Source organism: Streptomyces sp. NPDC090499, from assembly GCF_044769305.1.
GTDB lineage: Bacteria > Actinomycetota > Actinomycetes > Streptomycetales > Streptomycetaceae > Streptomyces.
This window is the reverse complement of the sequence record NZ_JBIVXP010000006.1, coordinates 358,463-381,388: the sequence shown is the minus strand read 5'-3', so window position 1 is coordinate 381,388 and position 22,926 is coordinate 358,463. Positions and strand designations below refer to the sequence as shown.

At 70.5% G+C, this 22,926-nt stretch carries 21 protein-coding genes and 1 tRNA gene; 4 read left to right on the top strand and 18 right to left on the bottom strand.

Annotated elements, in window-relative coordinates; translation table 11 throughout:
* Positions 1-73: 73 nt before the first annotated feature.
* The 7 genes from ACIQVL_RS24525 to pgsA form a co-directional block, all read right to left on the bottom strand.
* Positions 74-826: a YebC/PmpR family DNA-binding transcriptional regulator gene (locus tag ACIQVL_RS24525; protein WP_403429598.1), complete on the bottom strand. Its 753-nt coding sequence runs from the start codon at positions 824-826 to the stop codon at positions 74-76.
* A gap of 52 nt (positions 827-878) precedes the next feature.
* A complete protein-coding gene (gene pdxT, locus ACIQVL_RS24520; RefSeq protein ID WP_403429596.1) occupies positions 879-1,484 on the bottom strand; it encodes a pyridoxal 5'-phosphate synthase glutaminase subunit PdxT in 606 nt (201 codons plus the stop codon).
* A 19-nt stretch (positions 1,485-1,503) separates the two neighbouring features.
* A complete protein-coding gene (gene pdxS / locus ACIQVL_RS24515) occupies positions 1,504-2,409 on the bottom strand; it encodes a pyridoxal 5'-phosphate synthase lyase subunit PdxS (protein WP_362584687.1) in 906 nt (301 codons plus the stop codon).
* Positions 2,410-2,513: 104 nt separating this feature from the next.
* Positions 2,514-3,065: a hypothetical protein gene (locus ACIQVL_RS24510; RefSeq protein WP_403476351.1), complete on the bottom strand. Its 552-nt coding sequence runs from the start codon at positions 3,063-3,065 to the stop codon at positions 2,514-2,516.
* A 111-nt stretch (positions 3,066-3,176) separates the two neighbouring features.
* The gene (locus tag ACIQVL_RS24505; protein ID WP_403429593.1) at positions 3,177-4,337 is read right to left on the bottom strand and encodes a glycosyltransferase family 4 protein; all 1,161 of its coding nucleotides are present in this window, start codon (positions 4,335-4,337) and stop codon (positions 3,177-3,179) included.
* Positions 4,334-5,242, bottom strand: coding sequence for a phosphatidylinositol mannoside acyltransferase (locus ACIQVL_RS24500; protein WP_403476350.1), 909 nt, complete (start codon positions 5,240-5,242; stop codon positions 4,334-4,336). Before ACIQVL_RS24500 ends, ACIQVL_RS24505 begins: the two co-directional genes overlap by 4 nt.
* Positions 5,239-5,916 carry a phosphatidylinositol phosphate synthase gene (pgsA, locus tag ACIQVL_RS24495; protein ID WP_403429589.1) on the bottom strand — a complete coding sequence of 226 codons (678 nt, stop codon included), beginning with the start codon at positions 5,914-5,916 and terminating at the stop codon, positions 5,239-5,241. Before pgsA ends, ACIQVL_RS24500 begins: the two co-directional genes overlap by 4 nt.
* Positions 5,917-6,196: 280 nt before the next feature.
* On the opposite strand from pgsA, the gene ACIQVL_RS24490 reads away from it, so the two are divergent.
* Both ACIQVL_RS24490 and ACIQVL_RS24485 read left to right on the top strand, forming a co-directional pair.
* Entirely contained in the window at positions 6,197-8,395 is a 2,199-nt protein-coding gene (locus ACIQVL_RS24490; protein ID WP_403476349.1) for an elongation factor G-like protein EF-G2, read from the top strand.
* 151 nt (positions 8,396-8,546) lie between these two features.
* Positions 8,547-10,190: a hypothetical protein gene (locus tag ACIQVL_RS24485; RefSeq protein WP_403429585.1), complete on the top strand. Its 1,644-nt coding sequence runs from the start codon at positions 8,547-8,549 to the stop codon at positions 10,188-10,190.
* A 123-nt stretch (positions 10,191-10,313) separates the two neighbouring features.
* Here the strand turns inward: ACIQVL_RS24485 and ACIQVL_RS24480 are convergent, their stop codons facing one another.
* Complete coding sequence (locus ACIQVL_RS24480) at positions 10,314-10,877, bottom strand: HIT family protein (protein ID WP_403429583.1); 564 nt, start codon at positions 10,875-10,877, stop codon at positions 10,314-10,316.
* A gap of 67 nt (positions 10,878-10,944) precedes the next feature.
* Between ACIQVL_RS24480 and ACIQVL_RS24475 the strand changes: the two genes are divergently transcribed.
* Complete coding sequence (locus ACIQVL_RS24475; protein WP_403476348.1) at positions 10,945-11,604, top strand: potassium channel family protein; 660 nt, start codon at positions 10,945-10,947, stop codon at positions 11,602-11,604.
* 27 nt (positions 11,605-11,631) lie between these two features.
* Here the strand turns inward: ACIQVL_RS24475 and thrS are convergent, their stop codons facing one another.
* The 3 genes from thrS to ACIQVL_RS24460 all read right to left on the bottom strand — a co-directional run bounded on the left by thrS (position 11,632) and on the right by ACIQVL_RS24460 (position 15,518).
* Positions 11,632-13,608 carry a threonine--tRNA ligase gene (gene thrS / locus ACIQVL_RS24470; RefSeq protein ID WP_403429579.1) on the bottom strand — a complete coding sequence of 659 codons (1,977 nt, stop codon included), beginning with the start codon at positions 13,606-13,608 and terminating at the stop codon, positions 11,632-11,634.
* A 111-nt stretch (positions 13,609-13,719) separates the two neighbouring features.
* The gene (locus ACIQVL_RS24465; protein WP_403429577.1) at positions 13,720-14,955 is read right to left on the bottom strand and encodes a hypothetical protein; all 1,236 of its coding nucleotides are present in this window, start codon (positions 14,953-14,955) and stop codon (positions 13,720-13,722) included.
* Complete coding sequence (locus ACIQVL_RS24460; RefSeq protein WP_093505297.1) at positions 14,952-15,518, bottom strand: DUF4365 domain-containing protein; 567 nt, start codon at positions 15,516-15,518, stop codon at positions 14,952-14,954. Before ACIQVL_RS24460 ends, ACIQVL_RS24465 begins: the two co-directional genes overlap by 4 nt.
* Before the next feature lie 169 nt (positions 15,519-15,687).
* Between ACIQVL_RS24460 and ACIQVL_RS24455 the strand changes: the two genes are divergently transcribed.
* The gene (locus ACIQVL_RS24455) at positions 15,688-16,413 is read left to right on the top strand and encodes a 3'-5' exonuclease (RefSeq protein ID WP_403429575.1); all 726 of its coding nucleotides are present in this window, start codon (positions 15,688-15,690) and stop codon (positions 16,411-16,413) included.
* A gap of 33 nt (positions 16,414-16,446) precedes the next feature.
* Here ACIQVL_RS24455 and ACIQVL_RS24450 read toward each other — a convergent pair whose 3' ends face one another.
* The 7 genes from ACIQVL_RS24450 to ACIQVL_RS24420 all read right to left on the bottom strand — a co-directional run bounded on the left by ACIQVL_RS24450 (position 16,447) and on the right by ACIQVL_RS24420 (position 22,917).
* On the bottom strand, positions 16,447-16,851 hold the full coding sequence (locus ACIQVL_RS24450) for a nuclear transport factor 2 family protein (protein WP_403476347.1): 405 nt from the start codon (positions 16,849-16,851) through the stop codon (positions 16,447-16,449).
* A 145-nt stretch (positions 16,852-16,996) separates the two neighbouring features.
* A tRNA-Val gene (locus tag ACIQVL_RS24445) sits at positions 16,997-17,071 on the bottom strand.
* A 39-nt stretch (positions 17,072-17,110) separates the two neighbouring features.
* Positions 17,111-17,557, bottom strand: coding sequence for an SRPBCC family protein (locus tag ACIQVL_RS24440; RefSeq protein WP_403429572.1), 447 nt, complete (start codon positions 17,555-17,557; stop codon positions 17,111-17,113).
* Positions 17,558-17,677: 120 nt separating this feature from the next.
* Positions 17,678-20,416 (bottom strand): Tat pathway signal sequence domain protein, encoded by a 2,739-nt coding sequence (locus ACIQVL_RS24435; protein WP_403476346.1) that lies wholly within the window; start codon positions 20,414-20,416, stop codon positions 17,678-17,680.
* Positions 20,417-20,511: 95 nt separating this feature from the next.
* The gene (locus ACIQVL_RS24430; protein ID WP_403429568.1) at positions 20,512-21,093 is read right to left on the bottom strand and encodes a hypothetical protein; all 582 of its coding nucleotides are present in this window, start codon (positions 21,091-21,093) and stop codon (positions 20,512-20,514) included.
* Between the two features lie 7 nt (positions 21,094-21,100).
* The gene (locus ACIQVL_RS24425; protein ID WP_403429566.1) at positions 21,101-21,958 is read right to left on the bottom strand and encodes a carbohydrate ABC transporter permease; all 858 of its coding nucleotides are present in this window, start codon (positions 21,956-21,958) and stop codon (positions 21,101-21,103) included.
* The gene (locus tag ACIQVL_RS24420; protein WP_403476345.1) at positions 21,955-22,917 is read right to left on the bottom strand and encodes a carbohydrate ABC transporter permease; all 963 of its coding nucleotides are present in this window, start codon (positions 22,915-22,917) and stop codon (positions 21,955-21,957) included. The genes ACIQVL_RS24425 and ACIQVL_RS24420 overlap by 4 nt, the downstream gene beginning before the upstream one ends.
* Between the last annotated feature and the right edge of the window lie 9 nt (positions 22,918-22,926).

The following is a 22,926-nucleotide window of genomic DNA, read 5'->3' as shown; positions in this document are numbered from 1 at the left end:
GCCACTGACAACGGCGGCGGGCTGGTGGGACGTGTCCCACCAGCCCGCCGATTCCGCTCAGCCCGCGGCAGCGTTACGCGTCGACCTTCTCCATGACCTCGTCGCTGACGTCGAAGTTGGCGAAGACGTTCTGGACGTCGTCGCTGTCCTCCAGGGCGTCGATCAGCTTGAAGATCTTCCTGGCGCCGTCCTCGTCGAGCTCGACCTGCATGGTCGGGACGAAGTTGGCCTCGGCGGAGTCGTAGTCGATCCCGGCGTCCTGGAGGGCGGTGCGGACGGCGACCATGTCGGTGGCCTCGCTGAGCACCTCGAAGGACTCGCCCAGGTCGTTGACTTCCTCGGCACCCGCGTCCAGGACGGCGCCGAGCACGTCGTCCTCGGTCAGCTCGCCCTTGGGGACGATCACGACGCCCTTGCGGTTGAAGAGGTACGACACCGAGCCCGGGTCCGCCATGTTGCCGCCGTTGCGGGTCATGGCGACGCGGACGTCGGAGGCGGCGCGGTTGCGGTTGTCGGTGAGGCACTCGATGAGCACCGCGACGCCGTTCGGGCCGTAGCCCTCGTACATGATCGTCTCGTAGTCGGCGCCGCCGGCCTCCAGGCCGCCGCCGCGCTTGACCGCGGAGTCGATGTTCTTGTTCGGGACCGACTGCTTCTTGGCCTTCTGGATGGCGTCGTAAAGGGTCGGGTTGCCCTCGATGTCGACGCCGCCCATGCGGGCCGCGACCTCGATGTTCTTGATCAGCTTCGCGAAGAGCTTGCCGCGCTTGGCATCGATCACGGCCTTCTTGTGCTTCGTCGTAGCCCATTTAGAGTGGCCGGACATCTGCCTGTCTCCTTCGCGTAACCCATCCAAACAACGAACGCCAGAGATCCTACTAGGACTCCGCCGCCCGGTTCGCGTGCACCATGTCGACGAAAAGGGAGTGCACACGGTGGTCGCCGGTGAGTTCCGGGTGGAACGACGTGGCGAGCGCGTTGCCCTGGCGGACCGCGACGATGTGGCCCTCGTGCTCGGCGAGCACCTCGGCCTCGGCACCGACGGACTCGACCCAGGGAGCGCGGATGAACACGCCCTCTACAGGATCGCCGTCGATGCCGCGTACGTCGACCGCCGCCTCGAACGACTCGTTCTGCCGGCCGAAGGCGTTGCGGCGCACGATCATGTCGATGCCGCCGATGGTCTCCTGGCCCGAGCGCGGGTCGAGGATCTTGTCGGCGAGCATGATCATGCCCGCGCAGGTGCCGTAGACGGGCATTCCGGCCCGCACGCGCGCGCGGAGGGGTTCCATCACGCCGAACAGGACGGCGAGCTTGGAGATGGTGGTGGACTCGCCGCCGGGGATGACGAGGCCGTCCACCTCGGCGAGTTCCTCGGGGCGCCGGACCGGCCTGGCCACGGCGTCGGCCGCGGCCAGGGCGATGAGGTGCTCCCGTACGTCGCCCTGGAGGGCCAGGACGCCTATGACAGGTGCGTCGGTCATGTGTGCGAAACCTCTGGCCTTACCAGCCGCGGTTGGCGTAGCGCTCGGTCTCGGGGAGGGTGTCGCAGTTGATGCCGACCATGGCCTCGCCGAGGTTGCGGGACGCGTCCGCGATGATCTTCGGGTCGTCGTAGAAGGTGGTCGCCTTGACGATGGCGGCGGCGCGCTTGGCCGGGTCGCCGGACTTGAAGATGCCGGAGCCGACGAAGACGCCCTCGGCGCCGAGCTGGCGCATCAGGGCCGCGTCGGCCGGGGTGGCGACACCGCCGGCGGAGAACAGCACGACCGGCAGCTTGCCGAGCTCGGCGACCTCCTTGACCAGCTCGTAGGGGGCGCGCAGCTCCTTGGCGGCGGCGTACAGCTCGTTGTTGTCGCAGCCGCGCAGCTTGGCGATCTCGCCCTTGATCTGGCGCAGGTGGCGGACGGCCTCGACGACGTTGCCGGTGCCGGCCTCGCCCTTGGAGCGGATCATGGCCGCGCCCTCGGCGATCCGGCGCAGGGCCTCGCCGAGGTTGGTGGCGCCGCAGACGAAGGGGGTGGTGAAGGCCCACTTGTCGGAGTGGTTGACCTCGTCGGCAGGGGTGAGGACCTCGGACTCGTCGATGTAGTCGACGCCGAGCGACTGCAGGACCTGGGCCTCGACGAAGTGGCCGATCCGGGACTTGGCCATGACCGGGATGGAGACGGCCTCGATGATGCCCTCGATCATGTCCGGGTCGGACATCCGGGCCACCCCGCCGTCCTTGCGGATGTCGGCAGGGACCCGCTCCAGGGCCATGACGGCGACGGCGCCCGCGTCCTCGGCGATCTTCGCCTGGTCCGGCGTGACGACGTCCATGATCACGCCGCCCTTGAGCTGCTCGGCCATGCCGCGCTTCACACGGGCGGTGCCGGTCTCGGGGGTCTGGTTCTCACTGGTGGACACGGGTGACCTCACTCGCTGAAAGAGGGTTTCTGCAAACACCGAGGAAACGCGAGTGGACCAGGCCACAGCAAGGGCCAATGGGAAGGCGGTGGATCGTTTTCCGGTCAGGCCGTGCGCTCGACCAGCGCCGGAGGCGGTTCGTCGTCCATCTCGAAGGCCAGCGGGAAGGGGGCGTGCCCGGCCAGCCGGAACCAGCGGACCTTGCGGTGTTCGCGCAGCCGGCGGGCCGCGCCGACGGCGTCGTTGTGGAAGCGGCGGGCCATCGGGACCCGGCGTACGGCCTCGGCCAGCTCGCTCGCTGCGGCGTCGCCGCCCGGGGCCACCCGGACCTCCTCGACCTGCTGCGGGTGCTCGAAGACGGCCCGCAGAGCGTGGCTCAGCTCGCTCTCCGCGACCTCCCGCTGCTCCTCCTCGGCCTGCCGGGCGGCGTGCGCGGCCTCGTACAGCACGATCGAGGAGGCGGGATCCAGCACCCCCGAGGTCGCCAGCTCCTGGGCCACCGAGGCCCGCCGCAGCAACTGCGCGTCGAGGGCGGCGCGTGCCGCGTCGATGCGCGCGTGCAGCCGGTCCAGCCGGCCGGCGGTCCAGCTCAGATAGAGCCCGGTCACCACGAGGGCGGCAAGAATCCAGAGGGTCCAGACGAGCGTTGCGGTCACGGGCGGAACGCTATAGGAAGCGCCCACCGCAGCGCGCCCCCGAAGGGGCGCGGGGAACTGCGCGACCAGCCACAACGGAGCCGCACCCGTCAGACGACCTCTCGCGGCTCACTAATCGCGCGCCAGCCCGAACCGCGCCCGCAGCCCCGACCGCTCGTCCGCCGCCACCGCCGCCGCGCCCGCCGTGACCGTCTCGTAGACGGACAGGATGTCCGCGCCCACCGTGGACCAGTCGAAGCGCCGCACGTGCACGCTGCCGCGGGCGCGCAGCCCGGCCCGGCGCTCCGGGTCCTCCAGGAGCCGTACCGCGGCCTGGGCCAGGGCGTCCGCGTCCTCGTTGGCGAAGAGCTCGCCCGCCGCCCCCTGGTCCAGGACCTGGGCGAAGGCGTCGAGGTCGGAGGCGAGGACGGGGGCGCCCGCGGACAGGGCCTCGACCAGGATGATCCCGAAGCTCTCGCCGCCCGTGTTGGGCGCGATGTACAGGTCGAGGCTGCGCAGGAAGCGGGCCTTGTCGTCGTCGCTGATCATGCCGAGGAACTCGACGCGGGAGCGCAGCTCGGCGGGGAGGGACTCGACCGCGGCCTCCTCGTCGCCCCGGCCGGCCACCAGGAGCCGGGTCTGCGGGCGGGCGGCGAGGATCCTGGGCAGGGCCTTCATCAGGACCGGGAGGCCCTTGCGGGGCTCGTCGATGCGGCCGATGAAGCCGATGGTGTCGCCCTGCCACTCGGGGCGCGGCTCGGCCTTGGCGAAGAAGTCGACGTCGACGCCGTTGGGGATCACGACGGCGTCGCCGCCGAGGTGCTCGACCAGGGTGCGGCGGGCGTACTCGCTGACCGCGATCCGGGCGCTGATCTTCTCCAGGGCGGCCTGGAGGATCGAGTACGCGGCGATCATCGCGCGGGAGCGCGGGTTGGAGGTGTGGAAGGTCGCCACCATCGGGCCCTGGGCCGCCCAGCAGGTCAGCAGGCCGAGGGACGGCGAGGTCGGCTCGTGGATGTGGACCACGTCGAACGCGCCGTCGTGCAGCCAGCGGCGCACCCGCGCGGCGGACAGGAAGCCGAAGTTGAGCCGGGCCACCGAACCGTTGTAGGGCACCGGGACCGCGCGGCCTGCCGAGACGACGTAGGGCGGGAGCGGGGTGTCGTCGTCGGCGGGGGCGAGGACGGAGACGTCGTGGCCCAGGCGGATGAAGTACTCGGCGAGGTCGCGGATGTGGAACTGGACGCCGCCCGGGACGTCCCAGGAGTAGGGGCAGACGATGCCGATCCTCACGACGGTCCCTTCGCGGGGTCGAGGTCGGCGAGCCACAAGCGCTGGAGCATGTGCCAGTCCTCCGGATGGTCGGCGATCCCGGTGGCGAAGGCGTCGGCCAGCGCCTGTGTCATGACAGACGTCTTCGCGGCCCGGTCACCTGACTCGGGTACCTCGATCGGGGCGTACACCCGGCCCTGCATGACGGGGGTGTCGTCGTACCAGAGCGTCACGGGCAGCAGGAGCGCGCCGGTCTGCTGGGCCAGCAGGGCGGGTCCGGCCGGCATCCGGGCCGTGTCGCCGAAGAAGTCCACCGCCACGCCCGACTCGGACAGGTCGCGGTCGGCGACCAGGCAGACCAGGCCGCCGTCGCGCAGCCTGCGGGCCAGGGTGCCGAAGGCGGAGCCGCCGCTGTGCGGCAGGACCTCCATGCCGAGGCCCTCGCGGTAGGCGACGAAGCGGTCGTACAGCGTCTCGGGCTTGAGGCGTTCGGCGACCGTGGTGAACGGCGTCTGCAGTTCGGTGGTCACCCAGGCGCCGGCGAGGTCCCAGTTGGCCAGGTGCGGCAGCGCAAGGATCACACCGCGGCCGGAGGCGAGGCCGTCGGTGAGGTGGTGGACGTCCTTGGGGAGGAAGCCGCCGCGGATCCGCTCCTCGCTCCACGACGGCAGCCGGAAGGACTCCATCCAGTAGCGCAGGTACGAGCGCATGCCCGCCCGGGAGAGTTCGCGCAGCCGCTCGGGGCCCGCGTCGGGCCGCACGCGCGCGTAGTTGGACTCGAGCCGCTGGACGCCCTTGCCGCGCTGCTTCCAGGCGAGGTCCGCGATGGCGTTGCCCAGGCGCACGGCGACCGGTTCGGGGAGCTTCTTGACGGTGCTCCAGCCGACACCGTACAGACCGTCGGTGACCCGGTCGGCGGCGGTCACTGCCCGGCCTCGCTCCCGTGCGAGGCCTTCTCGTGCTCGGCCGCCGCCTCCGCCTCGGCGGACTCCCGGCGGACCGTGACGACCCGCTGGACCAGGGTGACCAGGCTGCCCACGGCGACGATCCACAGGGCGATCGGCAGCAGGATCTGGATGTGCGGGACGCCGAACTTGTGGAAGCCGGCCAGACCGGCCGCCACCAGCGAGATCACCAGGCGCTCGGCGCGCTCCACGAGACCGTTGACGGCCACCGGCAGCCCGATCGACTCGCCGCGCGCCTTGGTGTACGACACCACCTGGCCGCTGGCCAGGCAGAAGATGGAGACCGCGCACAGCACGTTGTCGTTCCCGTTGCCCGCGTACCAGAGGGCGAAGCCGCCGAAGATCGCGCCGTCGGCGACCCGGTCCAGGGTGGAGTCCAGGAAGGCGCCCCAGCGGCTGGTGCGGCCCAGCTGGCGGGCCATGTTGCCGTCCACCAGGTCCGAGAACACGAACAGCGTGATCACGATCGTGCCCCAGAAGAACTCGCCCCGGGGGAAGAAGACCAGCGCGCCCGCGACGACTCCGGCCGTGCCGAGGAGCGTGACCGTGTCCGGGCTCACGCCCCGGCGGATGAGAAACGCGGCGAACGGTGTGAGGACACGCGTGAAGAATGCACGCGCGTACTTGTTCAGCATGGCCTTCCCGACGTTCGTAGCGCCGTGCGGCCCCTGCTGGCCACCCCGGCTGGCCCATCGTAGCCACGCGCGCGTGTGTGCGACGGGTGGGCACTCGCCGGAGGGGCCGGCGGCCCGGCGGGAAGGGTCCCGCGGGCACGATCACGTCGTTCGTATGGACGCACCGTGACGGGAGTGGAAAGCTCGAATAACCGCGGGCGTCATCGGAGCCGCCACCGCACGCGGCCCGCCATGCTCGCCCGCGCCCACAGAGACCTCACCGTGCACGGGAGGCATAACCATGGGCGACAAGGTCAAGGAACACCCCGGAGCCGCCGGCAGGGCAAGGGCGGCCGACCACCCCGCGTCTGTACGGAATGTGGTGCTGGTCGGCCACTCCGGTTCGGGCAAGACCACCTTGGTGGAGGCGCTCGCGCTGACCGCGGGAGCGGTGAACCGGGCGGGCCGGGTCGAGGACGGCGGGACCGTCTCGGACTACGACGACATCGAGCACCGGCAGCAGCGCTCCGTACAGCTGTCGCTGGTACCGGTCGAATGGAACGGAATCAAGATCAACATCCTGGACACCCCGGGATACGCCGACTTCGTCGGTGAGCTGAGGGCCGGTCTGCGCGCGGCGGACGCGGCCCTCTTCGTCGTCTCGGCCTCGGACGGGGTGGACGGCTCGACCCGGATGGTGTGGGAGGAGTGCGCGGCCGTCGGGATGCCGCGGGCGATCGTCGTCACGCACCTGGAGGCCGCCCGCGCGGACTTCACGGAGATGACCCGGGTGTGCGCCGAGGCCTTCGGCGCGGACGACCCGGACGCCGTGCTCCCCCTCTACCTGCCGCTGTACGGCCCGCAGGGCCCGGACGGGCACGCGCCCGTGACCGGCCTGGTCGGGCTGCTCACGCAGAAGCTGTTCGACTACTCCACCGGCGAGCGCAAGGAGTCCGAGCCGGGCCCCGAGCAGCTGCCGGACATCGAGGACGCCCGCAACCGGCTCATCGAGGGGATCATCTCCGAGAGCGAGGACGAGACCCTCATGGACCGCTACCTGGGCGGCGAGGAGATCGATCTCAAGACGCTGATCGAGGACCTGGAGCGGGCCGTGGCCCGCGGGGCCTTCTACCCCGTCCTGGCCGCCGCCCCGGCCGCCGACGGCGCCCGCCAGGGCCTCGGCACGGTCGAGCTCCTGGAGCTGGTCACCGGCGGCTTCCCGACCCCGTTCGAACACCCCACGCCGGACGTCACCACCCTCGACGGCGAGCGGCGCGAGATCAAGCCGTGCGACACCGGCGGCCCACTGGTCGCGGAGGTCGTGAAGACCGCCTCCGACCCGTACGTCGGCCGGGTCTCGCTGGTCCGGGTCTTCTCCGGCACCCTGCGCCCCGACGAGACGGTCCACGTCTCCGGGCACGGCCTCGCCGACCGCGGCCACGAGGACCACGACGTCGACGAGAAGATCGGCGCCCTGTCCACGCCGTTCGGCAAACAGCAGCGGCCGGTCACCCATGTCATCGCCGGTGACCTCGCGTGCGTGGCGAAGCTCGGCCGCGCGGAGACCGGGGACACCCTCTCCGGCCGGGACGACCCGCTGCTCATGGAGCCGTGGGAGATGCCCGACCCGCTGCTGCCGCTCGCCATCGAGGCGCACAGCAAGGCGGACGAGGACAAGCTCTCCCAGGGCCTGTCCCGCCTTGTCGCCGAGGACCCGACCATGCGCCTCGAACAGAACCAGGACACCCACCAGGTGGTGCTGTGGTGCCTCGGCGAGGCGCACGCGGACGTCGCCCTGGAGCGGCTGCGCAGCCGGTACGGCGTCCAGGTCGACGTCGTCCCGCACCGGGTGTCCCTGCGGGAGACGTTCGACGGGAAGTCCGCCGGGCGCGGCCGGCACGTCAAGCAGTCCGGCGGGCACGGGCAGTTCGCGATCTGCGAGATCGAGGTGGAGCCCCTGCCGGGCGGCTCCGGCATCGAGTTCGTCGACAAGGTGGTCGGCGGCGCGGTGCCCCGGCAGTTCATCCCGTCGGTCGAGAAGGGCATCAGGGCCCAGGCCGTCAAGGGGGTCGCCGCCGGCTACCAGTTGGTCGACGTGCGGGTCACCCTGCTCGACGGCAAGGCGCACTCGGTGGACTCCTCCGACGCCGCCTTCCAGACGGCGGGCGCACTGGCCCTGCGGGAGGCCGCCGCGGACGCGAAGATCCACCTCCTGGAGCCGGTGGCCGAGGTGTCCGTGCTGGTCGGCGACGACTACGTGGGCGCCGTGATGAGCGACCTGTCCGGCCGGCGCGGCCGGGTGCTCGGCACCGAGCAGACCAGCGGCGGGCGCACCCTGATCAAGGCCGAGGTACCGGAGTTCGAGATCGGCCGGTACGCGGTCGACCTGCGCTCCCTGTCGCACGGCACGGCGCGTTTCAGCCGGTCCTACGCCCGGCACGAGCCGATGCCGCCGCAGATCGCCGAGAGGATTCGCGAACAGGCCCAAGTCGCCTCCTGACCGGGCGGCAGAGAGTGTTCGGCGGACGGCTTCGGCCGTCCGCCGACGGTTGTCGGTGGCTGGAGATACTCTGACTACTTGATCAACAGGTGTGCGGAGTACGGAAGTCGGGAAGGCCGCAGAAGCGGGACGGCGGCAAGTGGGGGCGGGAATGAGCTTCGAGGACTTCTTCGGGCCACAGGTGCCCAGGCCGGGCGGCGAGGCGCAGGCACCGACCTACGCCCTGGCCTCGGCGGCCTACCGGGACACGCCGATGGAGGAGATCAAGAAGGCCGACAACGAGTGGCACCAGTCCACGGTCACCGAGGGCCGCAAGTGGGCGAAGATATTCCGGCCCAACTTCGGTGAGGCGTACTCCCAGGCGGTCATCGACCGCATGCTGGGCGTCGGCCGCAAACCCCTCGTCCAGTCCTTCGGCAGCGAGCCGCAGGTGGTCGTCGAGCACTGCCTCGCCGCCAACCGCATCCGCCGGGAGCGCGACAACCGGCTCACCGCCGTCATGTTCCTGTTCGGCGTGCTCTTCCTGCCCGGACTGCTGGTCTGGCTGGGCGTCTTCCAGCTCCGGGCCACCATGCTGAAGGCCGACAACAAGCGGGTCTCCGGGCTCGGCAGCGCCCTGCTGGCCGCCGTCGGGGTCCTCGCGATCGTCTTCCTGATCCGGATGCCCCTCGCCGGCTTCTGGGGCTGGTACGCGCGCGGCTGCATCGTGCTCCCCGTCGTCGGCTGGTACCTGGCCAAGCGGCTGTGCGAGCGCACCGCACGGGACCTGCGCGAGGCCTGGGACGGCCTGCTCTCCGGCGGCAGCGTCGGCGCGAAGGTCCCCGAGGCGGTGCCGACCAGCCCCGACCAGGCAGCGGCCGAGCAGCTGCGCCAGTCCCTGGCCCGGCTCAGCGCCGAACAGCAGTCCAACTCGGTCTTCTACGCCGGCCCCAAGGGCATACTCGGCATGGGCACCCGCTGGGGCTCCTGGCACCTCGCCGAGGAGCTGGTCCCGCTCGACCCGGTCAAGGGCATCCACGAGTTCCGCGCCTGGACGGTCGTCCGGGAGATCGAGAAGGAGCTGAGCGTGCTGCACCGGCAGCACCTGAAGACCGGCGGCTTCCCGACACCCCAGGTCAAGCACTGGATCGTCACCCATGTCGGCGAGGGCGCCAAGGCGGTGTCCCGGCCCGAGGGCACCGACTACCAGGTGGGGCCCGCCGACGTGGAGCGGATCTGCAACAGCAACCACTTCGGCAAGGGCGAACGGCACTACCTGGGCGTGCAGTGGCCGCACCTGTGGGACGGGGGCCTCATCATCACGATGATGGCCACCGTGACCGTGCTGAAGGAGACGCTGCGGATCGAGGTCACCGGACACGCCCTCGGACCGGTCAACGGCCTGTTCAGCGGCAAGCCCGAGGCTCCCACCAGGACGGTCGCCAAGACCGTCCGGTTCTGGGAGACGCGCACGATCAAGCTGCCCCTGGTCACCCCGGACGAGGTGGTGCGGCTCGCCGCGCGGGCGTCGATCAGCTGGTATCCGCCGCTGCTGAAGTGGCTCGGCGGTTCCATAGGCCTGCCCGAGCCGTTCGGCCTCCGGCACGCCTGGGCCGACCAGCCCTGGAAGCACCGCTTCATGGCCGACGACGCGCTGCGCGCGGCCACGCCGGTGCTCCGGGCGGTGCACCGGGCCGCGTTCACCGTGCTCAAGGAGCACGACGTCAACATGGACAAGTTCAACGCACGGGCGGGAGCGCTCAGCGGGTCGGTCCAGGAGGCGTCACCGAAGAAGGCCGACACGTACGACGCGTGAGCCTCCGGCGGTTCGGCCGAAGTGGGCGGGCGCGGGCACCGGCCCCCGGACCCCCGCCTCGGCTTGGACGGCCCCGACCCCGTCCTCGATCTCCCTCAGAGGGGGCACCCCCGGACGGGCTGCTCAGGGTGACGTCGGCCAGGCCTCGGCCAGCATCTTGCGGGTGTCCGCCAGGAGCTGGGGCAGTACCCGGGTGTGGCCCACCACCGGCATGAAGTTCGTGTCGCCGCCCCAGCGCGGCACGATGTGCTGGTGCAGGTGGGCCGCGATGCCGGCGCCTGCCACCGTGCCCTGGTTCATGCCGATGTTGAAGCCGTGGGCGCCGGACGCCGTGCGCAGCGCGGTCATGGCCTGCTTGGTCAGCTCGGCCAGTTCGACCGTCTCCGGGCCGGTCAGGTCCGTGTAGTCGGCGACGTGGCGGTACGGGACCGTCATCAGGTGGCCGCCGTTGTACGGGTAGAGGTTGAGCACGGCGTAGACGTGCTCGCCGCGCCGGACGATCAGCCCGTCCTCGTCGGACTTGGCCGGGATCGAGCAGAAGGGACAGCCGTCGTCGGCGCCCGGACCGGTCGGCTTGTTCTCACCCTGGATGTAGGCCATCCGGTGGGGCGTCCACAGGCGCTGGAACGCGTCCTGCGTCCCCACTCCGATCTGCTGCTCCGGCTCACTCGTCATGCTACGCAGCATATGGCTTCGCCCGTTCGCGGCGTGTCGCCGGGGCCGCGGGAATGCTCCCGGCGGTGAAGCTGGGCGGATGGACGACGACAGCCGGCTGAACCGCTGGGACCGGAGGACCGACCTGGTGCTCGGCATCGCGTCGCTGGTCTTCCTCGGCTCGTACGCGGTGCACGTGCTGCTGCCCCGGCTGCCGGACGCCGGGCACGTCTTCTTCCTGGCACTGCTGTACACGGCCTGGGCGATGTTCGCCGTCGACTACGCGGTGCGCTGGCGGCTCAGCGGCGAGGGACCGGGGTTCGTCAGACGGCACTGGCTGGACACGCTCGTCCTGGTGCTGCCCCTGCTGCGACCGGTGCGGGTCGTGCGGACCTACGAGTCGATCCAGCGGCGGCGCGGGGAGCCCCGGCTCTCGTTGCACGCGCGCGTGGCGGCCTACTCGACGCTGTCGATCTCGCTGCTCGGCTTCTCCGGCGCCCTCGCCGTCTACCAGGTCGAACGCTCGGCCCCGCACGCCAACATCCGCACCTTCGGCGACTCCCTCTGGTGGACCTGCTCGACCCTCTCCACGGTCGGCTACGGCGACTACGTCCCGGTGACCACCCTGGGGCGGTTCATCGCCGCGGGGATGATGGCCTGCGGTCTGGCCCTTCTGGGTACGGTCACGGGGGCGTTCTCGTCCTGGATGCTGCAGCGGTTCGCACTGAGCGAGAACGGGCGAAGGCCCCCGGAGAGCTGATCTCCGAGGGCCTCCCGAGCAGCCGGATCAGACCTGGGTCCGCTCCTCGACCACCTTCACGATCTTCGCGATGGCCTCGTCGAACGGGATGCCGTTCTCCTGCGAGCCGTCCCGGTAGCGGAAGGAGACCGAGCCGGCCGTCATGTCCTCGTCGCCCGCGATGACCATGAAGGGCACCTTCTGCTTCTGGGCGTTGCGGATCTTCTTCTGCATCCGGTCGGAGGAGGCGTCCACCTCGACCCGCAGGCCCTTCTTCTTCGCCGCGGCGGCGAACTTCTGCAGGTACTCGACGTGTCCGTCGCCGATCGGGATGCCGACCGCCTGGACCGGCGCCAGCCATGCCGGGAAGGCGCCCGCGTAGTGCTCCAGGAGCACCGCGAAGAACCGCTCGATGGAGCCGAACAGGGCGCGGTGGATCATCACCGGGCGCTGCTTGGAGCCGTCGGCGGAGGTGTACTCCAGGTCGAAGCGCTCGGGCAGGTTGAAGTCGAGCTGGACGGTCGACATCTGCCAGGTGCGGCCGATGGCGTCCTTGGTCTGCACGGAGATCTTCGGGCCGTAGAAGGCGGCGCCGCCCGGGTCCGGGACGAGCGGGAGGCCCTGCTTCTCGGCGACCGAGCGGAGCGTCTCGGTGGCCTCCTCCCAGACCTCGTCGGAGCCGACGAACTTCTCCGGGTCCTTGGTGGACAGCTCCAGGTAGAAGTCGGTCAGACCGTAGTCGCGCAGCAGGTTCAGGACGAAGGTGAGCGTCTTGTCGAGCTCCTCCGCCATCTGCTCCTTGGTGCAGTAGATGTGCGCGTCGTCCTGGGTGAAGCCGCGGGCCCGGGTCAGGCCGTGCACGACGCCCGACTTCTCGTAGCGGTACACGGTCCCGAACTCGAAGAGGCGCAGCGGCAGTTCACGGTAGGACCGGCCGCGCGCGTCGAAGATCAGGTTGTGCATCGGGCAGTTCATGGGCTTGAGGTAGTAGTCCACGCCCTCGTCGAGCTGCATGGGCGGGTACATGCCGTCGGCGTACCAGTCCAGGTGCCCGGAGGTCTCGAAGAGCTTCCCCTTCGTGGCGTGCGGGGTGTAGACGAACTCGTAGCCCTCCTCCTCGTGCCGGCGGCGCGAGTAGTCCTCCATCACGCGGCGGACGACGCCGCCCTTGGGGTGGAAGACGGCGAGGCCGGAGCCGATCTGCTCCGGGATGGAGAACAGGTCCAGCTCGCTGCCGAGCTTGCGGTGGTCGCGCTTCTCGGCCTCGGCGAGGAAGTCGAGGTACTCCTTCAGCTCGTCCTTGGACGGCCAGGCGGTGCCGTAGATGCGCTGGAGCATCGGGTTCTTCTCGCTGCCGCGCCAGTAGGCGGCCGCGTTGCGCATCAGCTTGAACGCCGGGATCAGACGGGTGGAGGGCAGGTGGGGACCGCGGCAGAGGTCCTTCCAGCACAGCTCGCCGGTCTTGGCGTCCAGGTTGTCGTAGATCGTCAGCTCGCCGGCGCCGACCTCGACGTCCGCGCCGTCGTCGCTGGACGCGGAGCCCTTGAGGCCGATCAGCTCCAGCTTGTACGGCTCGTCCGCCAGCTCCTCGCGGGCCGCCTCGTCGGTGACGACTCGGCGGGAGAACTTCTGCCCGCGCTTCTGGATCTCCTGCATCTTCTTCTCGATGGCCTTGAGGTCATCGGGGTGGAAGGGCTTCTCGACGTCGAAGTCGTAGTAGAAGCCGTCCTTGACGGGCGGCCCGATGCCGAGCTTGGCCTCGGGGAACAGCTCCTGCACGGCCTGGGCCATGACGTGCGCGGTGGAGTGCCGCAGGATGTTGAGACCGTCCTCGGAGGAGATCTCGACGCCCTCGACGGTCTCGCCGTCCCGCACCTCGTACGCGAGGTCCTTGAGCTCACCGGCCACCCGGGCCGCGATGACCGCGCGCTCGCCGGCGAAGAGCTCGGCGGCCGTAGTGCCCGTCGTCACCACGCGCTCTTCCCGCTCGGAATCGCGTTGGATGATCACACGGACGTCTGACACCGGTCTCTCCTGACTGAAGACGAATGCGGGCGCCGTACCAGGAGCGCACGCCATACCGGATCGTACCGACCCGGCACCGTCGATCGCTAAACGGTTACCCGCCGTCCCCGGTCAGTCGCAGTCGTCGCCGCTGCACGCCTCCTCGAAGAAGTCGAGGTTCTCCTGGAGCGACTTCATCAGCCGGTCCCGTTCGGCCTCGTCCACCTGGACCGGCGCGACCCCGAAGGCGCCGGACAGCCGCCGGAAGCCGCCCCGGCTCTCCAGCCGCCCGTGCACCCGCACCGGAAGACCCACCAGATGGGCCTGCCCGGCGATCCGGTAGTCCTCCTCGTCGAGGGTGACCCGGACGTACGGCACCTCGGCCCCGGCGATCACCCGCAGCCGTACGGCGCCCTCGCCGCGCGGCTCGGAGCGGCGCATGCGGACGACGGTGCCGGTGACCCGGACCGCGACCGAGGGTTCGTCGCGCAGGTAGCGGGCACCGGCCTCGCGCAGCACCGGCAGGTCGCCGGGTGAGAACTCGATGGGCTCCGGGGTGGCCGCGCAGTCGTCGGGGACCCCGGCGCCCGGCGCCCACGCCACGGAGACGCGGGCGCCTTCCGTGCCGCGCACGAGCGTGACGAGGGCGTCGGTCAGCTCCCGGCTCACGCCCGCCTCGACGGCGCCGTCGAAGGCGTCCATGCCGCCGGTGGCCCGCTGGTAGTCGATGGCCTCACGGGCGGCGTACAGGGCCTGGTGGAGGCGTACCGCGAGGGACCGGCCGGTGCCGACGGGCACGAAGGCGGCCAGGCCGCGCCCGCCGTCCGCCGAGCCGACGAGGACGGACTCCAGCATCGCGGCGGCGGCGCGCTTGTGCCGGGCGCCGTAGTAGCCGGCCCGCGCACGGGTGGCGAGCGCGCCGGCCAGCAGGGTCTGCCGGGCGGCGGTGCGCAACTGCTCCTCGACCGTCCAGGACGCGGCGTCCGCCGGTCCGCTGGGCACGTCCCGCCACCAGCGGATCTCGTCGCTGGGCACGGCGAGTCCGACCAGCACGTCACGCGCGGCGGGCGTGCCGCTGCGCACGAGAGCGGTGAGCGCCTCCCCGAGCAGGTCGTCACTGTCCGGGAAGGCGCGGCTCTCGGGTACCAGCAGGCTGGTGCCGGTGCTGCCCGGCCCGGGTGGGGTCCAGCGGCCGTAGCGCCCCGGTGCGCCCCCGCGCCGCTGCCAGCCGTGCCGGCGCAGCAGGGCGCCGAGCACGGCGGGGTCGACCTCGGCGGGCTCGGGGGGACGGTTCCAGTGGGGCCCGTGGAGATCGTCGGGATGCGGCCGGACCTCCCGCAGCTGCTCCTCGTACGGACGGTGCCTCATGGTCTGCCTCCCGTCCCGACCCGCGTCATGATCTCGCAGAGCGCCCGGTCGTCGAAGATGCGCGAGGTCGGAACGCGCACGGTGGTCCGGTGCCGGCCGGTGATCGGGTGCCCTGCCAGGTTGACCCAGTAGCAGCAGTGGCGCAGATCGAGCCGGTCGTGGCTGGCGCGCAGCCAGTCGTCCTGGGAGCGCGGTACCAGCATCACCACCAGGATCTTGTGCACCGACACCGGTGTGCGGGCGAGCTTGCGCAGGTGGTCGTTGTCCAGCGTGAAGGAGAAGAAACGTCCCGGCGGGTTGGGGGCGATCTGGTACGTGCACTTGAGCTGCACCTTTATCGTCACCTCGTCGTCGACGGTGTGACCGGGCGAGCCGTGGCTGACGTGCCAGTCGATGCCGTTGTCCGGGAACGGCTGCGACAGCGAGCAGCCGGCCGCCGCCGCGACGGCATGCAGATAGCCCACCTGCAGTGTCTCCATGCAGGCGGTGGTCGCGAGTGTGCCGCGATGGGGGCCCGTACGTTCGGGCAGCAGCCCGCCCCGTTCGGGCTGCGCTATCGCCATGACCAAAAGCCTTCCCAGCCAAAGAGTTTCCCCGTGGCGGGCCGCTGAACTGCAAAGACCCGCACTCCTGTTGTGTCCTTCCGGCGTACGCCGCAAACGGCCCGGGTATCACCAAACGGGCAGAAGACGGAACGTCACCTGCCGTGGGTGAACGAGGAGTTGTATTGGCATGACGTGCTGGTACGAGGGGCCCCTGGCGGCCTTCGACACGGAGACCACGGGCGTGGACGTGGAGACCGACCGCATCGTGTCCGCCGCGGTCGTCGTCCAGGACGCCCCGGGCACCCGACCCCGGGTGACCCGCTGGCTGGTCAACCCGGGTGTGCCGGTGCCGGAAGCGGCGACGGCGGTGCACGGGCTGACGGACGAACACCTGCAGCGCAACGGCCGCTGGCCGGCGCCGGTGATGCATGAGATAGCCGAGGAACTGGCCGAGCACGCGGCGATGCACCGCCCCCTGGTGGTGATGAACGCGCCGTTCGATCTGACGCTGCTGGACCGGGAGTTGCGCCGGCACCGGGCGTCCGCACTGGACCGCTGGTTCGAGGCGAGCCCGCTGCTCGTTCTCGACCCCCGGGTCCTGGACAAACATCTGGACCGCTACCGCAAGGGCCGCCGGACCCTGACCGACCTGTGCGCGCACTACGAGGTCACCCTCGAGGGCGCGCACGACGCGGGCGCGGACGCGCTCGCGTCCCTGGAGCTCGTACGGGCGCTGGGCCGCCGTTTCGCGGCCCGCCTGGAGCGCCTGACCCCGGCCGAGCTGCACACCCTGCAGACGACCTGGCACGCGGCGCAGGCCCGCGGCCTCCAGGCGTGGTTCACCCGCAGCGGCACACCGGAGACGGTGAACCAGGACTGGCCGCTGCGGCCGGAACTGCCGGCGGCGGCGTGACGGGCGGGGCGCCGGCGACGGCGCCCCGCCCGATCAGGCGCGCGTGATGGTCCGTCCCGGCATCGGCTCCGCGAGCGCGACCCGTCGGGCCGGCGCGCCGAAGGGGTCGGCGAAGTACTGCGTCTCGTGCGCCACGTGCAGGCCGGCGAACTCCATGATGCTCACCGAGTACGACGGCACTCCGTCGTAGGTGATGACGCATTCGCTGACCCACAGCGTCGCGTGGCCGGTGATCCGCAGGACGGTGAAGTGCCGGTCGGCCGGGTGGCCGCCGCGCTGTGCCGCGATGGCCGCACGGCCCCGGAAACGCTCGCCCGACTGCGGGTAGTCCAGGATCGCGTTGGCGGCGTAGACGGCGTGCTCGGCCTCGATGTCCCCGTGTTCCGATGCCCGCCAGTGCTCCTCGATCGCGGCCCTGACCCGGGAATCAGCATCCATGGCACCGCCCTTCCTCGGGGCCAGCCTAGGCACACCCGACACGGCCGGCCGAGAGGCGGACGGGCACGGGCCGCGGAGTCCACCGTTCGGCCGGATCGCGGAACGGCAAAAAGGCCGGTCCACTGATGTGGACCGGCCTTCCCGGTGGTGGGCGATACTGGGTTCGAACCAGTGACCTCTTCGGTGTGAACGAAGCGCTCTCCCACTGAGCTAATCGCCCGGGAACGGAGAGAACGATACAGGTACCGGCGGGTTCCGTTCAAACCGCTTGGAGGTGCCGGAGCAGTCCGCGCCGTCCCGACCGCATCATCAACCGGTGGTTGGCGCGGAAGAACGGCCGCCCGGGGACGGCGAGTCGGCGCAGCAGCGGCTTGTTCACGTCGACGACCTGGTCGTAGCGGGCGAGGGTGCCGGCGCCGGCGGCGGTGACCGTCCAGCGGGACCAGCCCTCGATGTCACCGGTCATCGCCGCCTCCAGCACGCCGGCCTCCGGATCGTGTCGCGTCTCCCGTGCCGTGAACGTCATGTCGTACGGAAGGACGGAGCGGATCGTGATGACCCCCGTCGTGTCGTTCAGCCGGTTCACCGACCGCACCTGTGGCCACCAGCCCGGATAGTCCTCGACCCGCTCCAGCGCGTCGTAGACGACGGTGTACGGCACCGGCAGGGACCACAGGCTGCGGAAGCGATAGTGGGTCCAGTCCATGGCCAGAGTCTGCCCGCCCGGCCGAAGTGAGTACGCGTACTCATGCCCGTATGGAGTGACCTGGACCACACTCACCGGTACGAGCGCCGCCGCCCGTGCGACGGCGCTCCCCCACCCCCGTTACGAGGGCATCTTGTCGCCGAGCAGGGCCAGGTTCTCGATGGCGGCGAGCCCGTACAGCGCGGTGTCGTTGGAGGACACCCAGCTCGCCTCGCTGCCCGCGACGAGCGTGACCGGGCCGGAGAGCGGCTCGGTCTGCCACGGCGAGGACTCCATGTAGCCGTCGGAGCTGTAGAACTTCGTCCACGCGCGCTTGGCGAGCGTCGCGTCGCCGGTCTGTACGGCGGCGTACGCGTCGAGCCGCGAGTGGCCCTGGAAGAGCAGCAGGGTGCCGAAGTTGGTGCCGTAGCGTGCCGCCTGTTCGGTCTTGGTGGCGTTGAAGTAGCGGCAGTAGTCGAAGTAGACCTCGTTGAACTTCGGCATGTCGACCAAGTAGATGAGTTCCGCGCAGAGTTCGTTGAGGCCGAAGACCGCGGAGAGGTGGGATACCGAGACCACCGGGGTGTCCGCGGTGGCGAACTTTCCGGTGTCGAGGTCGTACAGGCCGCTGCCCTGGACGAAGCCGTTGGGCTGGGCGGCGATGCCCTCCATGGTCGACAGCACGCGGGCCTTGGCCTTCTCCCACTTGGGGCCCTTGCGTTCCCACTCGGTCAGCCAGGCCGAGACCAGGCCGCTCCAGTCGGTGCCGAAGCCGATGGAGAGGGCGTGGCGGTCGGGGGTGTAGGGGTCGGTGCGGACCTTGCGCTGCGGGTCGAGGACGAGGAAGGTCTCGTCGGAGTCGACGTTGGCGGCCATGAGGTCGCCGACGCGTTCGTCGGCGGTGAGGAAGTAGTAGAAGCGCCGGTAGGTGGTGTTGGAGATGCGCTGCTGCTTGGCGCTGTCGGCGTAGTGCTGGATGCCGTGCCGGGTGCCGAGCCCTGCCCACTGGCCGATGTGGTAGACGTCGACCTCGCCGGTGTGCCGGGTGAGCGCCTCGGCGAACCGGAAGATGTCCGAGCGGCCGCTTCTCAGGTACGCGTACCAGAGCCACAGGTCGGGCGAGAGCTCGGAGTTGTCCCAGGCGTAGCCGCCGACGTCGTACCGCCACTGGTGGCGCACGGTGTCGTAGGTGTGCATGAAGTCGCCGTAGTCCCAGAAGCCGTACCAACGGCGTTGCTCCACCTGGTCCTTGTAGTAGGTGAAGAGGAAGTCGAGGTGGTCCTCGATCTTCGCCTTGGCGGCGGTGGAGCGGTCGGGTTCGGAGAACAGGCCGGGGCCGAAGACCTTGGCCTTGATCAACTGCTTGGGAGGGGCGGTGAGTTGCGGGAGCACCCGGACCGCGTCGACCTGGTCGGCCAGCGCCTCCGGTGTCGGGGTCGTCTCGTTGGCCCAGAACAGCAGTTCCGAGGTACGGGCGATGCCGTAGGGGGTGCCGAACTCCGGCTCGTAGTCCTCGTAGGTGATGTTGAGGCCTTCGAGCTGCTCGGCGTAGGTGTCCTGGCCCATGCCGTCGTGGTAGAAGCGCAGGTCCATCGGCTGGGCCTCGGGCGACCAGAGCCAGAGGGTGATCTCGGCCTCGTCGGTGTGGGCGTCGCGGATGTCGAGCTGGGCCGGGAACTTCTGCCAGAAGTCCCGGAGCCCGAAGGAGAATCCGCCGCTCGCCCCGCCGACGTACCCGAAGCCGGAGGCCCGCTTGCCGCCGCCGGCCGGGATCCAGCCGTACCCCTTCTTCGTGCGCTTGCGCAGGGTGAAGCCGTCGGCGGAGAGCTGGGAGAGGGTGTAGTCGCCCCAGTTCGGGATGTACTGGAGGCGGGTGGTGACCCGCTGGTCCCAGGTGGCCGGGTCGGGCAGCTTCTGGCCCGCGTACTGGGCCGCCTGCACGGCCGCACCGGGGTCGCGGCGCAGCCCGGTGATGCCCTGGACGGCCTCCCGCAGCAGGCCCGTCCCCTCGCCGCCGATGCGGACGTGCCGGTCGTAGGCCGCATCGCGCATCGGCACCGCGAAGCGGACGCCGAGCCCGCGGATGAAGTCGCCGCTCGCCTTGCCCGGCTCCTGGGTGCCGTCGTAGGTGATCGTGTGGACCATGCGGAAGGAGTCGGCGCCCGCGTAGAAGTAGAGCCGGATCGAGAACGGCAGCCAGCTCCGGCTTCCCTTCCGGTGCTTGCCGTCGATGCGGACGACCGCGCGGACCGGGCCGTCCTGTTCGACGGTGACGGAGCCGATCGCGCCGTCGAACCGCTCGGTCCTGACCGCGCCCTGGTCCTCGTCCTCGACCTCGGGCTGGCGGATGAGGACCAGCCGGCCGTTCCTGGCGATCTCGGTGGAGCCCCGGGTGACGGACTTGATGATCGTGGAGCCGTTCTTGCCGATCTTCACCGCGATCACGCCGGTCGACACGTCGATGGTGCCGCCGCTCCTGTCGACGGTGACCTTCTTGTCGGGCGCGGCCGCGTCGCCCGCCGCGAGGGTGAGCTTCCCGCTCCCCGAACTCACCGCGTGGGCGGTCCACTTGAGGGAGCCGTCCGGCCAGTAGGCGAGCGGCCAGGACTGGACGGGCACGTCCTTGCCGTCCGCGTCCGTCAGCGCGAAGGTCTGGTCCTCCTGGAACGCGCCCATCGGCCAGGGCACGCCGACGGTCGAGCCGGGCGCGGCGCCGAGGCCGCCGTCCTCCAGCCAGTCCAGGGTCACCGGGTCCGCGTCGGCGGCCTCGGCTCCGGGCGCGGCCTGCGCGTCCTTCGCACCCAGCACCCAGCTGAACTGGGCGGCGGCGCCGGCGACGGCCGCCGCCTTGAGAAGGGACCTGCGAGGGATGGGAGACATGTTTCCGCCTTTCCTTTCCGTGCGAGTGCAAGATGGTCAGGGGCATGACAGAGAGAGGAACGGCGCCGGAGGCGCCGCCCCTGACAAGAGGCTGGTCAGCGTCGCCGGTGCCGCTCCTCGACCGCGACGGCCGCCGCCGTCACGGCGCCCAGCACAGGCACCGCCAGCGGCGCGATGAGCAGGGCGGAACAGACCACGAGGACCGCTCCCCCGACGAGCAGGAAGGATCCGCCCGGGTCCAGGACGGTACGGCGGCCGGCCGCCGCGAGCAGGGTGCGCCAGCGGTCACCGGGCGCCCAGACGGCCGCCGCGCGCAGCCCCGTGACCACGAGGCCGATCACCGCGAACAGGCCCACGGCACCGACGAGCGGCCCGCCGGGCAGCCCGGCGCGCACCGCCTGGACGTCCACCCAGGCGGCGGCGACCGCACCCCAGCCGGCGAGCCCGACGACCCACCCGCCCGGCAAGGCGGCCCGGAAGTCGGCCACGAACTCCCGCCGGCCACCGGCCACCTGCCCGGTACGGCGGCGCAGGTGCCGGGCGCCGGCCGCGAAGGCCGCCGGGTAGGTGACCACCCCCAGGGACGCGACCGCGATCCACACCCCGGTGAGCAGGCACTCGGCGAAGACCCCGAACCGCTCCGCGAAGACGGACGGCTTTGCGCGCACGTCGGCCACGACGTCATCAGCCCTTCAGTCCGGAGGTCGCCATTCCGTCGATCAGGTAGCGCTGGAAGGCGAGGAAGAACAGCAGCACGGGCAGCAGCGCGACGAGGGACATGGCGATCATCCCGCCGTAGTTGGCGGCGACGCCGTCGGAGTCGCGGAACATCATCAGGCCCAGCGAGACCGTGTACTTGCCGGGTTCGTTGAGGTAGATCAGCGGGCCCATGAAGTCGTTCCAGGCGTTGATGAAGGTGAAGATCGCACTGGTGATGAGGGCGGGCCGGCACAGCGGCAGCACGATCGACCAGTAGATGCGGAAGTGCCCGCAGCCGTCGAGCCGCGCCGCCTCGTCCAGTTCCCGGGGCAGGTTCCGCATGAACTGCACCATCAGGAAGACGAAGAACGCCTCGGTGGCGAGGTACTTGCCGATCAGCAGCGGGATGTAGGTGTTGATCCAGCCGAGCTTCTGGAACATCACGTACTGCGGGATCAGCAGCACGTGGTACGGCAGCAGCAGGGTGCCGATCATCAGGGAGAAGAGCAGGTTGCGGCCGGCGAACCGGATACGGGCGAAGGCGTAGGCGGTGAGGGAGCAGGAGACCAGCACGCCGACGACGGCACCGACGGCGTAGAAGAGGGAGTTCTGGAAGAACGTCCAGATGCTGATGTCCGCTATGCCGTCGGCGAGGCCCTTGAAGTTGGACAGGATCGGGTGGGCCGGGAACAGCTGGAGGCTGTTGACGATGTCCTTGCTGGGCTTGAAGGACGCGCCGATCACCCAGACCACCGGGTAGAGGATGACCGCGAGGATCAGCAGGGCGCCGAGGTGCCAGCCGAGGGAACCGGTGCGTCTCCGGGAGAGGACGGGAATACTCATCGGGCGTCCTCCTCGTAGTGCACCCACTTCTTCTGGGACCAGAAGAGGATGGCCGTCACCAGGGCCACGGCCAGCAGCAGCATCCAGGCCATCGCGGCGGCGAAGCCCATCTGGGCGTTCTTGAAGCCCTGCTCGTAGAGGTAGCAGGTGTAGACGAGCGTGGCGTCGGCCGGTCCGCAGCTGCCGTTGGAGACGACGTACGCCGAGCCGAAGATCTGGAAGGAGTGGATGGTCTCCAGCAGCACGTTGAAGAACAGCACCGGGGAAATCATCGGCAGGGTGATGTTCCAGAACCTGCGCAGTGGTCCGGCGCCGTCCATCTCGGCGGCCTCGTAGAGCTCCCTCGGTACCTGCTTCAGGCCCGCCAGGAAGATGACCATGGGCGCGCCGAACTGCCACACGGTCAGGGCGACCAGGCAGTACAGCACCCAGTCGGCGTTGCCGACCCAGCCGCCGACGTGCCAGCCGAAGAGGGACTGGGTCCGGTCCACGATCGCGTCGTCGGAGAAGAGGGACCGCCAGACGAAGCCGACCGAGACGCTCGCGCCGATGAGCGAGGGGGCGTAGAAGGCGGCCCGGTAGAAGGCCTGCCCGCGGCGGCTCTGGGCCAGCAGCATCGCGACCCCGAGCGCGAGCAGCAGCTTCAGCGGGGTGCCGATGACCACGTACTTCGCGGTCACCTCCACCGACTTCTGCCAGCGGGGGTCGTCGAACATCCTGGTGAAGTTGTCGAACCCGACCCACTTCGGGGTGTTGAAGAGGTTGTAGTCGGTGAACGCGAAGTAGAGCGAGGCGACCATCGGGCCCGCGGTCAGCAGCAGGAAGCCGGCGATCCACGGGGACATGAAGAGGTAGCCGGCGAGGTTCTCGCGCCGGCGGCCGGGCCGCCGCCCCGTGGTGGCGGAGGCGGCCGAACGCGTCCTGCGGGCGGCGGGCAGGGAGTCCTTGACGAGCGTCACGGCGGGTCC

Coding starts and splice junctions, on each gene's coding strand:
- ACIQVL_RS24480 (WP_403429583.1), bottom strand. CDS start 10,877: ATGCTGCGTAGCATGACGAGTGAGCCGGAGCAGCAGATCGGAGTGGGG.
- ACIQVL_RS24475 (WP_403476348.1), top strand. CDS start 10,945: ATGGACGACGACAGCCGGCTGAACCGCTGGGACCGGAGGACCGACCTG.
- ACIQVL_RS24465 (WP_403429577.1), bottom strand. CDS start 14,955: ATGAGGCACCGTCCGTACGAGGAGCAGCTGCGGGAGGTCCGGCCGCAT.
- ACIQVL_RS24455 (WP_403429575.1), top strand. CDS start 15,688: ATGACGTGCTGGTACGAGGGGCCCCTGGCGGCCTTCGACACGGAGACC.
- pgsA (WP_403429589.1), bottom strand. CDS start 5,916: ATGCTGAACAAGTACGCGCGTGCATTCTTCACGCGTGTCCTCACACCG.
- pdxT (WP_403429596.1), bottom strand. CDS start 1,484: ATGACCGACGCACCTGTCATAGGCGTCCTGGCCCTCCAGGGCGACGTA.
- ACIQVL_RS24435 (WP_403476346.1), bottom strand. CDS start 20,416: ATGTCTCCCATCCCTCGCAGGTCCCTTCTCAAGGCGGCGGCCGTCGCC.
- ACIQVL_RS24525 (WP_403429598.1), bottom strand. CDS start 826: ATGTCCGGCCACTCTAAATGGGCTACGACGAAGCACAAGAAGGCCGTG.
- ACIQVL_RS24490 (WP_403476349.1), top strand. CDS start 6,197: ATGGGCGACAAGGTCAAGGAACACCCCGGAGCCGCCGGCAGGGCAAGG.
- ACIQVL_RS24440 (WP_403429572.1), bottom strand. CDS start 17,557: ATGGACTGGACCCACTATCGCTTCCGCAGCCTGTGGTCCCTGCCGGTG.
- ACIQVL_RS24450 (WP_403476347.1), bottom strand. CDS start 16,851: ATGGATGCTGATTCCCGGGTCAGGGCCGCGATCGAGGAGCACTGGCGG.
- ACIQVL_RS24460 (WP_093505297.1), bottom strand. CDS start 15,518: ATGGCGATAGCGCAGCCCGAACGGGGCGGGCTGCTGCCCGAACGTACG.
- ACIQVL_RS24425 (WP_403429566.1), bottom strand. CDS start 21,958: ATGAGTATTCCCGTCCTCTCCCGGAGACGCACCGGTTCCCTCGGCTGG.
- ACIQVL_RS24485 (WP_403429585.1), top strand. CDS start 8,547: ATGAGCTTCGAGGACTTCTTCGGGCCACAGGTGCCCAGGCCGGGCGGC.